Raw genomic sequence first — 15,775 nt, 5'->3', positions numbered from 1 at the left:
ATCCAACGATGACCGCGTAGCGTATCCAACTCTGTTTGAATATTCACATAACAATAAAACGAGGTTAACCAACGTGTCGAAAAATATTTTTCCGACACCCTACAACGGCTTAAACCGTTGATATATCAATGTTTATAGAGGGAGGGAATCGAAATGGAACAATGGCTAGATCTCATACAAGAACTTGGATTCCCAATAATTGTATCGTTTTATCTATTGCACCGACTCGAAACCAAACGCGTTGCAATTCACGATGTATTGATCACACTGAAAGTGAAATGAAGTTCACATAATCGTCAAGGAATCGTCAAAAGCCCATTGGCCCCTCGCTTGTTTAGGAAGGGCCATTCAGATATGATTAAGGTATTATCATTTTGGAGGAGAATTATGCGTAAATTATTAACACTGCCATTTGTACTGTTGATTTCAATTGTTCTGAGTGCTTGTTCAAATAGTGGGTTTAAAGCAGACCATAAATATGAGGTACTTCCTTTTGAATTCACAAACCAACATAATGAACAAGTTTCACTAGAGGATTTAAAAGGCCAAGTATGGTTGGCGCAGTTTGTATTTACGAATTGTACAACTGTTTGCGGACCAATGATGCATAATATGACTTTGCTACAGGACGATTTAATTAATGAAGGTGTGGAAGATTATAAAATCGTATCTTTCACCGTCGATCCAAAGAATGATACGCCTGAAGCATTGCAAGAATATCTAGACTTATATGCAGTAGAGCCGAATGATCCTGAAAAGAAGTGGGATGAATCGAAATGGGAAATGCTAACTGGATATACTGAAGATGAAATCGTACAACTTTCGACAAAATCATTTAAACTAATGGTTGCTTCTTATCCACCATCTCATCCTGAAGCAGACCAAGTCATACATGGTGTACTTTTCTCACTTGTAAATCAAGATGGACAAGTTGTTAAGTCTTACAACGGTGTAGAAGATGTTCCCTATGAACAAATTGTAAAAGATATGAAGGCTCTGATTAAATCAGGTTCATAATTGGATTGGAATGATAGGAAGTGACGATAAGATGGCGAATAGAAACCGAAAAAAAGGCCTTTCACTAAAAACGAAGGCGCTACTTATTGTCTTACTGATTCCAGTTACAGTTGTCGTTTTTACACTGAGTACGATTGCTTGGGTTAGTTGGAAAAATCCAGATTTAATCCGAAAATCGGCTAATACGTTGTTGGATTTTCAAAATCAGCACAGTGGAACAAAAATTCCAGAAGAGTATATCCCTATTTATATAGAAGCAGCAGATGCATACGGTATTCCGTGGACATTACTTGCAGCTCATCACCGTATTGAGACTCGATTTTCAACAATGGATCCGTTATTATCACCTGTTGGTGCAGAAGGCCATATGCAATTTATGCCATGTACTTTTGTTGGATGGAAATATCCGGGTTGTGGGGGATTAGGGCAGGGTGATATACCTGAGAATGATAAAACAAACCCAGAAATTATTGAGCAATATGGTGGGTATGGTGTAGATGCAAACAATGATGGCGTTGCAGATCCATATGATATCGAAGATGCGATGCATAGTGCAGCTAAATACTTATCGAAAAGCGGTGCTGCGGACGGCGATCTTGAAAAAGCCATTTTCAATTACAACCGTAGTGAAAAGTATGTGAATGATGTCCTTCGATTTTTTGATGAGTTTGAACTGCAACGTACAGAATTAGAGGCCGCTAACTAAGAAGTAGTTCCATTTCATAAAAAACGATGGAGTCGCCATAAAGGCGCTCCATCGTTTTTTTATCATCAAACTACTTTTCTCATTGATTTTAAAATCAGACTTACGACAAATACTAAAATTACCGCACCAATCAGCGCTGGGAATACATAAAAGTCGGAAACTTTCCAACCCCATTCACCAAGTAATTTGCCTCCAACCCATGCGCCTAGTATTCCTGCGATAATATTTCCTATAATCCCACCGGGAATATCCTTTCCTAATATCATTCCTGCAAACCAACCTATAATACCACCAATGATTAAAAACCATAAAAAACTCATAACTTCAACATCTCCTTAATTTTTTAAAATAACAAGAATTCTATATAGTATGTATTACCGGATTGATGAACATACAAACCTATAAAAGGAATAAATTTTATATCCTTATAGTTTACAAACAAACAGAATAGTGGAAAATAATTGCTCGTACATAGATAACAGAATATACTTATAATTAATAAGGTTTCCAAACTGCTACCAACTTAGGGGGATTTGGTTTGAAAGATATGGAGAAAGCGTATGCACATTTATCAAGACCATTTGCTTGTATTGACCTGAATGCGTTGGATAGAAATATTTCATTTATGAATAGAGCATCGAGAGGTAAGAAAATTAGAATCGCAACAAAGTCTGTACGATCGATAGAGATGCTGAAGTATATAGCGGATAGAGTTCCAAATCATTCAGGATGGATGACTTTCGATTTAAAAGAAACTAGTCATCTATTGAATTCAGGTTTCGATAATTTGCTTATTGGCTACCCTCAACTCGAGGTTGGGCCAATGAGTGAACTAATTGAATTTATCAAACGTGGAAGAACAGTAATTTTCATGGTTGATACATACGAGCACTGGCTCTGGTTAGAAAAAATAGGTGAGCACCATAAAACAGTACTCGAAATTTGTGTTGATTTAAACCTTTCAACTGATTTCAAACTTATTTATTTCGGAACAAAACGCTCTTCCTTGAGTACGATTAAAGACGTGCGCTCATTAATGAATAAAACTAAATCATTTAGATATACAAAGCTATCAAGTGTAATGGGTTATGAAGCACAAATTGCAGGTGTTCCAGATCTACCAAATCTTAAATGGCAAGCTCCTCTTATTAAGTTGATGAAAAAAAGATCCTATAAGCGGATACGCGTATTCAGAAAAAATTCAGTTAAGCTCATACACCGACAAGTTGGGTCACTGCGCTTTGTCAATGGTGGAGGTTCAGGTAGCGTAGATTTTACATCAAGAGAAGATGAAGTGACCGAGATTACTATTGGATCTGCCTATTATTTTTCCGCACTTTTTTCTAGATATAAAAATCTTCCTCTTGAGCCGGCAACTGCGTTCGCCCTTCGAGTAACAAGAAAGCCTACAAAAAATGTAGTTGTTTGCCATGGTGGAGGCTATATTGCATCAGGAACAGTTGGTGAAGACAAAAATCCAGTCCCTGTTTGGCCAAGTAATTTATCGCTATTAAAAAATGAAGGTGCAGGGGAAGTTCAAACACCGCTTTACGATAAAGATGAAGTGCTTAAAATTGGTGAAACGGTTTATTTTAGGCATGCAAAAGCTGGGGAGTTATGTGAACGTTTTCCTGAACTACATGCTAGAAGAGGTGCGCAATATGTTGGTTCATTCACTACGTATAGGGGGGACGGGGGATGTTATCTATAAATGTACTTAAAAAAGAGCATATGTGGTCGAATTGGTCGCGCAATGTGACAGGGAAACCGGATTATTTTCATTATCCTGAAAATGTTGGTGACATCCAAGAGGTTGTTGACAGTTGTCGTATACGTGGAGCAACTCTCCGCACTGTTGGAGCCTCCCATTCGTTTAGTCCTGTTGCAAAACCCGACAGCGACGCCATGACGCTTGACAAGCTAAGTGGATTGATTTCATTTGATAGCGAAGTTATGGAAGCTCGTTTTTGGGCAGGTACACATTTGTATACCGCGGCACCACTTTTAGAATCGGTCGGTATGGCTTTTGAAAATATGGGGGATATCCAGGAGCAAACAATAGCAGGAGCGATTAGTACAGGGACTCACGGAACGGGGTTAAAGCTTGGCTCGTTATCAGCGCAAGTAATAGCGTGGACATGGGTTGATGGAAAGGGTGAAATTAGACAACATCGCCGAGCAGATGATGAACTATCTAAAGCGTTAAGCCTTTCGCTTGGAATGATGGGGGTATTAATAGATGTTACAATTCGAACCGTTCCTTTATATAGTTTACTAGTAGAGAGCTACCGAAGTTCTTTTGACGATGCCGTTGCAAACTGGCAAATTGAACTTCAACGAAATCGTCATTTAGAGTGGTTTTACTTTCCAGGTAAGGACAATGTACAAGTTAAAAAAACGAATATGGTGCCGCTTGTTCGCCAAAACGTGAAATCAAAAACCATTGACTTTTTTAAAAATGGTGTTGTCGAAACCGCTGCTTTTAAGGTGATTTCAGAAATATGTAGAGTCCAACCTCGAATGTCGAGAAAAATGACAGCACTTTCAGCAAAAAGCATACCTGTCGGAACAAAAGAAGGAATCTATCATGAAATTCTTCCGACGCCAAGATTAGTTCGTTTTACAGAAACAGAGTACGCAATACCGCTTCGTCGTTTTGAGGAATGTCTTGAGGAAATTCATTGCTTTTTTCGTGCCCATCCATTTTATGTGCATTTTCCAATTGAATGCAGGGTAACTACTGGGGAAGATGCTTTCCTTAGTCCGACTCAAGGAAATAAGTCGGCGTTTATCGCATTCCATATGTACAAGGGTATGGACAACGGTCCTTATTTCAAGTGGGTTCATAGGCTTATGGAAAAGTACAACGGAAGACCACACTTTGGAAAGATGAATGATCTTACCAACAGGAAATTAAGGAAATTATACCCAGACGTAGATCGGTTTTTAGCAGTTCGTGAAGAATCTGACCCGAATCAAATTTTCATGACTGATTATTTCAAGCAACTATTCTATGAATAGACACTAGAAGTTTTGATTTTCTTCATCCAAATATATGAGGTCATTACATTTACTTATGAAAGACTATAAAGTTAATGTATTTTACTTATGCACGTAGTTATTATATGATGTAATAGAGAAGAGACGCTCATTTATAAGCCTTTTCAGTTAAATAGAAGGAGGAATTTAATAATGGCTAAAAGTAATTTACACAACAGCCGTAGTTCTTTCGAGCTTGGTGGAAAAACGTATAATTATTATCGTTTGAAAGCACTCGAAGAAGCAGGCGTTGCTGATGTTTCTAAACTACCATATTCAATCAGAGTACTACTTGAATCTGTTTTAAGACAACATGATGGGTATGTCATCAAAGACGATCACGTTGAAAATCTTGCGAAGTGGGGACAAGATGCAAGTGCGGATGCAGAAGCAGAAGTACCGTTCAAACCTTCACGCGTAATTTTACAAGACTTCACAGGTGTACCAGTTGTTGTAGATCTTGCAGCACTTCGTTCAGCAATGGCTGAAATGGGTGGAGATCCTAATAAAATCAACCCTGAAATTCCAGTCGACCTTGTTATTGACCACTCAGTACAAGTTGATAACTACGGAAATCAGAATTCACTTCAATTAAACATGGATTTAGAGTTTGAACGTAACGCTGAACGTTACCAGTTCCTAAGCTGGGCACAAAAAGCATACGATAACTACCGTGCAGTACCACCTGCAACAGGCATCGTTCACCAAGTTAACCTTGAGTACCTTGCTAGCGTTGTTCATGCAATTGAAAATGAAGACGGTTCGTTTGAAACATACCCAGATACACTCGTTGGTACAGATTCACATACAACGATGATTAACGGTATGGGTATTCTTGGATGGGGTGTTGGTGGTATTGAAGCTGAAGCAGGAATGCTTGGTCAACCTTCATTTTTCCCAATTCCTCAAGTTGTAGGAGTAAAACTTGTTGGAGATCTTCCTAACGGAACGACTGCAACAGACCTTGCACTAAAAGTAACACAAACACTTCGTTCACATGGTGTTGTAAATAAATTCGTTGAATTCTTTGGACCGGGTGTTGCTCAGTTGCCACTTGCTGACCGTGCAACAATTGCAAACATGGCTCCTGAATACGGTGCGACTTGTGGATTCTTCCCAGTTGACGAAGAAACATTAAACTATATGCGCCTTACAGGACGTGAAGAAGAGCAAATTGCTGTTGTTAAGCAATACTTAATTGAAAACGGTATGTTCTTTACTGTTGACAATGAAGAACCAACTTACACAGAAGTTGTTGAAGTAAATCTTTCTGAGATTGAACCAAACCTTGCTGGACCAAAACGTCCACAAGACTTGATTCCACTTTCACAAATGCAGCGTGAATTTAATGACGCAGTTACTGCACCTGAAGGGAACCAAGGTTTTGGTTTAACTCAGAAAAAACTAGAACAACAAGCGACTATTGAATTTAACGATGGCCGTTCTGTTGACATCAAAACAGGTGACCTTGCTATTGCAGCAATCACATCTTGTACAAACACATCTAACCCATACGTTATGTTAGGTGCTGGACTAGTTGCTAAAAAAGCAGTAGAAAAAGGACTTATGCCACCAGCATACGTTAAAACTTCACTTGCTCCAGGATCAAAAGTTGTTACGGGTTACCTAGAAGCTTCAGGTCTAAATAAGTATTTAGATCAAATCGGCTTCAATACAGTTGGATATGGTTGTACAACTTGTATCGGTAACTCAGGACCACTACTTCCTGAAATTGAAAAAGTAGCAATTGAAAACGATATGCTTCTTTCATCTGTACTTTCGGGTAACAGAAACTTTGAAGGGCGTATTCACCCATTAGTAAAAGCGAACTACTTGGCTTCACCACCACTAGTAGTCGCATATGCTCTTGCTGGAACTGTTGATATCGATCTTCAAAACGACCCTATTGGTCAAGATCAAGATGGGAATAACGTATACTTTAAAGACATCTGGCCGACAACGGAAGAAGTTTCAGAAGCAGTACATTCTACTGTTACACCTGAACTTTTCCGCAAGGAGTATGCTCGCGTATTTACTGAAAACGAAACTTGGAATGCGATTGAAACAACTGATGAGTCATTATATAATTTCGATGACAAATCAACGTATATTCAAAACCCACCGTTCTTTGAAGGTCTTGCAAAAGAACCTAAAGATATCGGGGCACTTTCAAATCTTCGTGTCATCGGTAAATTCGGTGATTCAATTACAACAGACCATATTTCACCAGCTGGTGCAATCGGTAAAGATACACCTGCAGGAAAATATTTACTTGATAACGGCGTAACGCCACGTTACTTTAACTCATATGGTTCACGTCGTGGAAACCATGAAGTAATGATGCGCGGAACGTTTGCGAACATTCGTATTCGTAACCAAATTGCAAAAGGTACAGAAGGTGGATATACAACTTACTGGCCAACAAAAGAAGTTATGCCAATCTATGATGCTGCTATGAAGTATCAAGAAGATGGAACGGGTCTAGCGATCATTACAGGACAGGACTACGGAATGGGTTCTTCACGTGACTGGGCTGCTAAAGGTACGTCACTTCTTGGTATCCGTACAGTTATCGCTGAAAGTTATGAGCGTATTCACCGTTCAAACCTTGTTATGATGGGCGTACTTCCACTTCAATTTATGGCTGGCGATAGTGCGAAAACACTTGGCTTAACAGGTGAAGAAGCTATTAGCGTAAACATAGCGGAAGGCGTTAAACCTCGCGACATTCTGAAAGTAACTGCAACTGCAACAGACGGTTCTGTAAAAGAATTCGACGTTCTTGCACGTTTCGATTCAGACGTAGAGGTAGATTACTACCGTCATGGTGGTATTCTACAAATGGTTCTTCGCGACAAAATGAAAGCATAAGAACTTAAATTCATTAGAAGATGCTCCATCCCTTTAATGGGTGGAGCATCTTTTTCTAACGATTTTTTGTATACTAGTAATTGAGGTGATTAGAATGTTTGTTAGCGAGAAAGAAGTAGAAATCAGATATGCAGAAACAGACCAAATGGGTGTAGTATATCATGCAAACTATTTAGTCTGGATGGAAATTGGTAGAACACACATTATTAAAGAGTTAGGTTACACATATGCGCAATTAGAGGCGGATGGTTATTTATCTCCTGTTGTCGATTTATCTATCCAGTATAAAGCTTCGATGAAATACGGACAGAAAGCGCTTGTTCGGACATGGATTGAATCACATGGAAGACTAAGGACTGTGTATGGCTATGAAATTGTTCACGAAGACGGAACAATTGCCGCCACAGCTACATCCGAACATGTACTAGTCAAAAAGGAATCGTTTCGACCTGTTTCCTTACAAAAAGTAGATCCGGTATGGGACGCCAAATATAAAGAAATACAAAGAATGAAAGACTAATGGCTTTTGGAATTAAAAGAGATGAATTGAATGCATGGAAAAAAACGGTTCGCAATGGAGAAATCGCATTTTTAACACATTACTGGATAGACGATCGTTTCCCTGGATCCAAAACTGTTACGAAGGTCGGTTGTTCCGATTTAGAAAAACTTGCTGAATGGGGAAAGCAATACGGACTAAAAAAAGAGTGGATTGACATGCGAGATCACTTTCCGCATTTTGATTTGTTTGGTGAGTATGAGTACGATATTTTGTTGAATGAAGGATTAACTGAGCAAATTATTCGATTCAATTTAGTTAGAAATTGAAGTTATTCTATATTGCTTACTTAAAGGAGTGTGTGAGGAGACATACACTCCTTTTTGAGTTTTAAATTTTGGTTCTGAAACTGAATTTTGAATGCTTCATTTCGCAGGGATTATTGACCTTTCGACAACTATTGTCAACCAATTCTGAATACTGGTGTGCTAGACTAAGGATATTAGTAGTTTAAAGGGGATGGTTCTATGGTTCAGATGCCTATTCTTCAAACAAAAATTATATCTTCGGTCCCAACGTCTACATATATGAGAAGATCCTCATTCATTAAAAAAATAAAAACATCCGAGCGTGTTAAATTGACACTCTTGCATAGTGGTGCAGGATATGGTAAAAGTTCAGGATTAGCATCCTATTTTTCAGATAGCCGTTCGATGTATTCATGGTATACAGTTACCGCCGAAGATGATGACATTTCACCATTTATCACCCATTTACAACTTAGTATTGAACGTATAACACCAAACTTTGGACGTTCTCTGGATGAATGGGAAACACCATTAATGTATCCAAAAGGAGAAGATCTAAATCGATGGATTGCATTGTTTATCAATGAATTATGTGGAATTGGGGAACCCATAACAATTATTATTGATGATTTCCATCTTGTTGATCATGTTTTTCACATCAATTACATGATGGAGAAAATTATTGACTATTTACCCTCTCATGTTCACTTTGTTATTTCTACTAGAAACAGACCGAGGTGGGCAAGTCTTAATAAGTTAAAGTTAACATCACAGCTGTGTGAAATTATAGAACAAGACTTTATTTTTACCGAAGAAGAAATCATCGTTTTTTTTGAAGATTATTTTGATACACCTTTATCGTCAAATGAAGCAGAAAAGATCGTGGAAATGACGGAGGGATGGGCAATTGCCGTTAATCTAATGGCTATGCATATGTCTGATACTGAATTCACTTTTACTTCCGTGTTGAAACCGGCTTTACATGAGCTATTCTCCTACTTATCGGAAGAAGTTTACAAGAATATGTCGGAAGAAGATCGAATGTGGTTATTGTCTTTTTCTATTTTTCCGGTATTTTCAACACAATTGGTGACTGAGTTTTACGGTGCGGAGGCTGAAAAGCAATTGCTCGAACTTGCCGAGAAACATGTGTTTATTCAAGCCTTTACTGAAGAAGGAACATATCGATTCCATTCGCTTTTTCAACAATTTCTTGAGGAGAAGTGGATTGAAACTGATGTAGAACAATTTATTGAATACCATAAAAAAGCGACAAACTTTTATACCGGTAATCCATCGCAAGCTCTTTTCCACGCGATTAAGAGTGGCGATTATTGGTTTATTGGAAAAACTGCAGCTAATTTTGGGGCGGTACTAATAAAGTCCGGTCAGTTTGAGTGGTTATTAGAAACACTTAAAGAGTTACCTCAAGACGTAAAAGAAAGATATTATTCACTTTATTATTATGAAGGAGAAGCACATCGTTACAGAGCTTTTTATGAAAGGGCTAGGCAATCTTATTTACTGTGCCTTAATTTTTCATCAATCAAAGAAGATCCTCTTTTTTCAAGCAGGGCAAATGCAGGAATTGCTCATATTTATTTAGATACGATCCAACCTGGGATGGCTAAACCATTTTTAGTTGAAGCGATTGCACTCGGACAAAGTAGTTCGACAATGAGTGTTCATGAAATGGAAATGTTAAAAAGACAATTCGCGGAAAATCTTGTCAATCTAGGAAAAGCGAAAGAAGCTACTCAATGGATAGACGCGGAAAAGATGGGCACGAAAATACTTCGCGAAGGGAATCTAGATGCCAGAATATTACTTAGAACTGGTAAGTTGAACGAAGCTAAAACGCTTTTGGATGAGAAGATGACCGACCAATATAGCTTACCGGATGCACATCGTGAAACAGATGTGCTAATCTTTCTCATATACGCAATGACTGGAGATGTTGAAGAGGCTATGACAAGTGCGCTAAAGGGCATCCGGTTGGGGGTGAAGGAAAAGTCTGGGTTCGCAGAGGCTGTTGGTTGGATACGGCTTGGTCATGCGAAGATTTTAGCTGATCCTTATGATTTAATCATTCCTGAACAAGATTATCTCCAATCAATTGCTCGAATGGATGAACTCAATGTCTCTAGAGGTAAGGCTGAACCACTAATGGGGTTGTCTATACTTAAGGCAATGCAGGGGTATTATTTAGAAGCTGTTAAATACGGTGAAGAGGGATTACGTGAAACCGAAAAAGTAAATGACGGATGGTTGTCAGGATTAATTCAAATCGGCCTTTCAATTGTATATTTTTACTCGAAAGAATATACCCAATCACTACACCATTCGAATAGTGCGACCCTTTTGTTTAAGGAATGTGGGGATACTTACGGAGAAATGGTCGCTTCTTATTGGATGATGTCAGCGTACAGTAAAACTACTGATACATCATTATTTATGTCTAAGGCAGTCGTGGTTGCAAGACTATGTAATCTTTATAAGTATCACTTCTTTCTTACAAAAAGAACGCTGTTTAGTCCTTTTGATATGCAAGAAATATACCCATTATTTATACGTGCGACAAATGAAGAGCCGGATAATAATGAATTAAAGAAGATTGCTAGATACATGAATATAGAAGAATTGAATACACACCCAGGCTATACAATTACTGTTCAATTAATGGGTCCATTTTCGATATCTCTAGGCTTAGATAAACTGAATGAACGTAAATGGCAAAGAGACAAATCGAAAGAACTTTTTGTTTTTTTATTACTGCATCGGAATCGCTATGTTTCAAAAGAAGAAATCATTAGTGAACTGTGGCGAGACACAGATGGAAAAACTGCGGATCGAGACTTTAAAGTAGTTTTGAACGCACTACTAAAAACCATAGAACCTTATCGCGCACCGAGAGAAACTTCTTTCTTCATCATACGCAAGCAAACGATGTACAGGATTAACCCAATGGCGCTCGTTACAAGTGACCTTGATCGTTTTCGTGCGTATGTAAAAACTGGATTAGAGGAAAAAAATCCGAAACTAGCTTCCGAAAAGCTTCTAAAAGCGGCATCATTATATAAAGGACTATTATTTGAAGAACGATTGGATATTGAGTGGCTTGAAAAGGAACGAGAAAGCCTGGAGGGTTTATATATTCAAATGATAGAAAGGTTGGCCCAAACATATACGAGGTTACAAGAATTTAGAAGAACAATATATTGGGCAGAAAAAATACTGCGAATTGATTATACGTGGGAGGAAGCTTACAGATTATTAATGTTTGCACATTATCAGCTTGGTAATCGAGCGGGATCTGTGAAGTGGTATAACAAATGCGTCCAAGTCCTGGATGCTGAACTATTGCTTAAACCAATGGAAACGACGGAGCAAATGTACAAAATAATAATGAATGAATCCTAGTCATCAATTCTTTGCATGTTAATTTGTAACTAGTTTGTAACTCTAGTTTTGTAGAGTAAGAGTTAGTAAGAAAGCGTTTACAAATTCGTTTGAAGGAGAGGGGTTTATTCATGAAAAAGAATTTATGGTTACTTATGTTACTAGCGCTTGTCTTGGTAGTAAGTGTCGCATGCGGCAATGATTCTGGCAAAGACGAAGATCAGCCAGTTGATAAAGAGGAAGAGAACGTCGTGGAAAATGACGATGATAAAGAGGATGAGGAAGACAATGCAACTGCTGAAGAAGGAGGCACAATAAAAATTGGTGTCCTTGCTTCACTTACCGGTGCGCTCGAATCATACGGAAAACAAACTCGACAAGGATTTGAGCTCGGCTTAGAATATGCAACGAATGGGACAATGGAAGTTGCAGGTAAAAAAATTGAAGTTGTTTTCGAAGATACAGAAACAAAACCAGAAGTAGCTGTTCAAAAAGCGACGAAATTACTTGAAGAAGACGAGGTCGATTTCTTAGTTGGCTCTTCAAGTTCAGGTGATACACTAGCCGTTCTTCCGCTAGCTGAAGAATACGAAAAAATTATGGTCGTAGAACCTGCAGTTGCAGATAGTATTACAGGTGCTGAGTTCAACCCATACATTTTCAGAACATCACGTAACTCTTCACAAGATGCGGTAGCTGGTGCAGCGGCAATTGCAGCACCAGGAGTAACAATCGCTACTTTCGCGCCGGATTATTCATTTGGCTGGGACGGTATTGCGGCATTTAAAAAGGCTGCGGAAGCACTAGGTGCAGAAGTTATACTAGAGGAGTTTGCAGATCCTGCAGCAACGGATTTCACTTCGAATCTTCAAAAAGTTGTTGAAGCAAAACCGGATTATATGTTTGTAGTTTGGGCAGGAGCCAATTCACCTTGGAACCAAATCTCAGACTTAAAGATGCAAGAAAAAGGAATCAAAATTTCAACTGGCGCACCTGATATTCCGGCACTTTCTGTTATGGAACCACTAGTAGGAATGGAAGGATTTACAGTTTACTACCATACCCTTCCAGACAACGAAGTAAATGATTGGCTTGTAAAAGAACATATGGAACGTTTCAATGGGGATGTTCCTGACCTCTTTACGCCAGGCGGAATGTCTGCGGCAATTTCAATTGTTGAAGCGTTGAAAAAGTCAGAAGGCGATGCAGATGGCAATAAGCTAATTAAAATCATGGAAGGTATGTCATTTGAAACACCTAAAGGGACAATGACATTCCGTCCAGAAGACCACCAAGCACTTCAAACTCTCTACTCTATCAAACTTGAAAAGCAAGATGGCGTAGATTATCCAGTACCCGTACTCATTCGGGAGTTATCACCAAGTGAAACAGAACCGCCGATTATGAATCAATAACGAAAAGCTGAAGCGCCTAGCTGCTCAGCTGCGACTTGTGACCCCGAGCAGCTAGGCGCTGGAGACTAGACAATAAGCAATTGCGGAAAAGCTTTGAGAACAGTCCAAGAACATTGGACCTGTCTCTCTCCATCGGATGAAACACCTTTTATCCGATGGAGAGGAATAGGTAAGGAGGTATAATGATGGAGCCAATATTAAAAACAGAAAACTTAACAATAAAGTTTGGTGGGCATACAGCAGTTGATCACGTTAATTTTGAAATGCCGGAAAAACACTTTAAATCCATTATCGGCCCTAACGGTGCAGGAAAGACGACATTTTTCAATTTGATTAGTGGAGAACTAAAGCCGACGGAAGGAGAAGTATACTTCAGAGGTGAAGCTTTATCCAATTCATCTGCAGTTGAAAGAACCCGGAAAGGCTTGGGGCGTTCATTCCAAATTACGAATGTCTTTCCGAATTTAACCGTCCTTGAAAATGTAAGGTTGGCAGTTAAGTCAAAAGAAAAAATTAGATATCAGATGATTAAACATTTTGTAAGCTATACAAAGTTGACTGAAAAAGCAGAGGAATTATTGGACCTTGTTCTACTCTCAGGAAAAGAATTTGTTTTTGCTAGTGACCTTTCCCACGGTGAAAAAAGAAAATTAGAAATTGCGATGTTGCTTGCGCTTGATACAGAAGTTCTACTCCTCGATGAACCCACGGCAGGAATGTCTTTGGAAGAAGTACCTGCAATTCTAGATGTTATACGTCACATTAAAGATACTGGGGAGAAAAAAATTTTGTTAATCGAACACAAAATGGATATGATTCTTGATCTGTCTGATTCGATTATGGTCCTATTTAACGGCAAGTTATTAGCGGATGGAAGCCCTAAAGAAATTATGGACAATGAAACCGTTCAAAATGCATATTTAGGAGGTTTATACGATGACAACCTTGCTGAAAGTTGAAAATGCGCATACCCATATCGAGCAATATCATATTTTACAAGGAATATCTTTTGAAGCTCGGTTGGGTGAAGTTAGTGTACTCCTTGGACGAAATGGTGCTGGTAAGACAACAACGTTAAAAACAATAATGGGATTGACACCTGCCTCTAAAGGTTCGGTGACGTTTGAAAAACAGGATATTACACGCAAAGCTACTTTTGAAATAGCCAATTTAGGGATTGGTTATGTTCCAGAAGATCAAGGTGTTTTCGGATCATTGTCCGTAGAAGAAAATATGAAAGTGGCTATGAGAATCGAAAATGAAGAAGCTTATAAACGGCAAGATTATGTTTTAGAGCTTTTCCCTGATTTAAAAAAGTTTTGGAAAAAAGATGCAGGACATCTTTCAGGGGGACAAAAACAAATGCTTGCAATGGCTAGAGCATTTGTGAATGATAGCAAACTTCTGCTCATTGACGAACCCTCGAAAGGTCTTGCACCAATAGTAATTGAAATCGTTATGGAAGCGATTACAGAAATGAAGAAGAGAACAACAATCGTACTCGTGGAACAAAATTTCATCATGGCTAGCCGTATCGGCGATACATACACACTCATTGATGATGGAGAAACAGTACATTCTGGAAAAATGCAAGAGTTAGTTCAAAATGAGGAAATTAAACGTAAGTATTTAGGTATTGGATGAGGAGGCTGCACGATGGAACTGATTATTAACTTAACAATAAACGGGTTGGCAACAGGCATGCTCATCTTCCTTCTTGCTTCAGGACTCACTTTAATTTTCGGATTGATGAGCGTGTTAAACTTTGCACACGGTGGACTCTTTGCATGGGGTGCATTTTCGGGGATCTGGTTTTATGGGGCTACAGGAAGCTTTTTCTTAGGTATTTTAGGTGCAATTTTAACAGGGGCTGCTCTTGGTTTTGTAACTGAAAAATTAATCATTCGACCCGTTTATGGAAATCATGTTCAACAAATTTTAATAACACTTGGATTTATGATGGTCTTGACTGAAATGTTGAAAGTTGTTTTTGGACCGAATCAAATAGCGGCAAAAGTGCCCCCTTATTTAGCAGGAAGTTGGGAGTTTGGAGACGTACTCATTATTAAATATCGGCTATTTATCATCATTGTTGGTTTCTTGGTGTTTGGTATCTTCCAATATATCTTGAAACGCACAAAGATTGGCCTTATCGTGCGTGCGGGAGTTATAAATAAAGACATGGTTCAAGCTTTAGGCATTAATATTAAACGGGTTTTCTTACTTGTCTTCATGACGGGTTCTGCACTCGCTGCTTTAGGCGGCGTCTTATTCGCACCTTATTCAGGAGTTATTTATGCAGAAATGGGTATGGAATTCGCTATACTTGCCTTTATCGTTGTTGTTATTGGTGGTATGGGAAGTTTTCCAGGTTCATTAATTGCAGCAATACTAGTAGGCCTAACAGGAAGTTATATGGCTTATTATGTGCCCGTTCTCTCACTTGCGGTCAATATGATTCTTATGGCAATCGTATTAATTTTCCGCCCGCAAGGTCTTTTCACAGCAAAGGAGTGACGAC

At 38.7% G+C, this 15,775-nt stretch carries 14 protein-coding genes; 13 read left to right on the top strand and 1 reads right to left on the bottom strand.

Annotated elements, in window-relative coordinates; translation table 11 throughout:
* Positions 1 to 153 precede the first annotated feature (153 nt).
* The 3 genes from ACXYMX_RS14610 (at position 154) to ACXYMX_RS14600 (ending at position 1,723) form a co-directional block, all read left to right on the top strand.
* Positions 154 to 282, top strand: coding sequence for a YvrJ family protein (locus ACXYMX_RS14610; RefSeq protein ID WP_459044988.1), 129 nt, complete (start codon positions 154 to 156; stop codon positions 280 to 282).
* 105 nt (positions 283 to 387) lie between these two features.
* Entirely contained in the window at positions 388 to 1,017 is a 630-nt protein-coding gene (locus tag ACXYMX_RS14605) for an SCO family protein (protein ID WP_459044987.1), read from the top strand.
* A 31-nt stretch (positions 1,018 to 1,048) separates the two neighbouring features.
* Positions 1,049 to 1,723: a lytic transglycosylase domain-containing protein gene (locus ACXYMX_RS14600; RefSeq protein ID WP_459044986.1), complete on the top strand. Its 675-nt coding sequence runs from the start codon at positions 1,049 to 1,051 to the stop codon at positions 1,721 to 1,723.
* A 65-nt stretch (positions 1,724 to 1,788) separates the two neighbouring features.
* Here the strand turns inward: ACXYMX_RS14600 and ACXYMX_RS14595 are convergent, their stop codons facing one another.
* The gene (locus ACXYMX_RS14595; RefSeq protein ID WP_459044985.1) at positions 1,789 to 2,043 is read right to left on the bottom strand and encodes a GlsB/YeaQ/YmgE family stress response membrane protein; all 255 of its coding nucleotides are present in this window, start codon (positions 2,041 to 2,043) and stop codon (positions 1,789 to 1,791) included.
* A gap of 227 nt (positions 2,044 to 2,270) precedes the next feature.
* Between ACXYMX_RS14595 and ACXYMX_RS14590 the strand changes: the two genes are divergently transcribed.
* The 10 genes from ACXYMX_RS14590 (at position 2,271) to ACXYMX_RS14545 (ending at position 15,771) form a co-directional block, all read left to right on the top strand.
* Positions 2,271 to 3,434, top strand: coding sequence for a type III PLP-dependent enzyme domain-containing protein (locus ACXYMX_RS14590; protein WP_459044992.1), 1,164 nt, complete (start codon positions 2,271 to 2,273; stop codon positions 3,432 to 3,434).
* Complete coding sequence (locus tag ACXYMX_RS14585) at positions 3,422 to 4,744, top strand: D-arabinono-1,4-lactone oxidase (RefSeq protein ID WP_459044984.1); 1,323 nt, start codon at positions 3,422 to 3,424, stop codon at positions 4,742 to 4,744. Before ACXYMX_RS14590 ends, ACXYMX_RS14585 begins: the two co-directional genes overlap by 13 nt.
* 171 nt (positions 4,745 to 4,915) lie before the next feature.
* Positions 4,916 to 7,633, top strand: a complete 2,718-nt coding sequence (gene acnA, locus ACXYMX_RS14580; protein ID WP_459044983.1) for an aconitate hydratase AcnA — start codon at positions 4,916 to 4,918, stop codon at positions 7,631 to 7,633.
* Between the two features lie 94 nt (positions 7,634 to 7,727).
* Positions 7,728 to 8,153, top strand: a complete 426-nt coding sequence (locus ACXYMX_RS14575) for an acyl-CoA thioesterase (RefSeq protein WP_459044982.1) — start codon at positions 7,728 to 7,730, stop codon at positions 8,151 to 8,153.
* Positions 8,153 to 8,461 carry a hypothetical protein gene (locus ACXYMX_RS14570; RefSeq protein WP_459044981.1) on the top strand — a complete coding sequence of 103 codons (309 nt, stop codon included), beginning with the start codon at positions 8,153 to 8,155 and terminating at the stop codon, positions 8,459 to 8,461. The genes ACXYMX_RS14575 and ACXYMX_RS14570 overlap by 1 nt, the downstream gene beginning before the upstream one ends.
* 198 nt (positions 8,462 to 8,659) lie before the next feature.
* Positions 8,660 to 11,860 (top strand): BTAD domain-containing putative transcriptional regulator, encoded by a 3,201-nt coding sequence (locus ACXYMX_RS14565; RefSeq protein ID WP_459044980.1) that lies wholly within the window; start codon positions 8,660 to 8,662, stop codon positions 11,858 to 11,860.
* Between the two features lie 110 nt (positions 11,861 to 11,970).
* Positions 11,971 to 13,254 (top strand): substrate-binding domain-containing protein, encoded by a 1,284-nt coding sequence (locus ACXYMX_RS14560; RefSeq protein ID WP_459044979.1) that lies wholly within the window; start codon positions 11,971 to 11,973, stop codon positions 13,252 to 13,254.
* Positions 13,255 to 13,439: 185 nt separating this feature from the next.
* A complete protein-coding gene (locus ACXYMX_RS14555; RefSeq protein WP_459044978.1) occupies positions 13,440 to 14,213 on the top strand; it encodes an ABC transporter ATP-binding protein in 774 nt (257 codons plus the stop codon).
* Positions 14,191 to 14,898 (top strand): ABC transporter ATP-binding protein, encoded by a 708-nt coding sequence (locus ACXYMX_RS14550; RefSeq protein WP_459044977.1) that lies wholly within the window; start codon positions 14,191 to 14,193, stop codon positions 14,896 to 14,898. The genes ACXYMX_RS14555 and ACXYMX_RS14550 overlap by 23 nt, the downstream gene beginning before the upstream one ends.
* Before the next feature lie 12 nt (positions 14,899 to 14,910).
* A complete protein-coding gene (locus tag ACXYMX_RS14545) occupies positions 14,911 to 15,771 on the top strand; it encodes a branched-chain amino acid ABC transporter permease (protein ID WP_459044976.1) in 861 nt (286 codons plus the stop codon).
* Positions 15,772 to 15,775 lie beyond the last annotated feature (4 nt).

This window comes from Sporosarcina sp. CAU 1771 (assembly GCF_054482775.1).
This window is presented reverse-complemented; position numbering and strand designations above follow the sequence as displayed.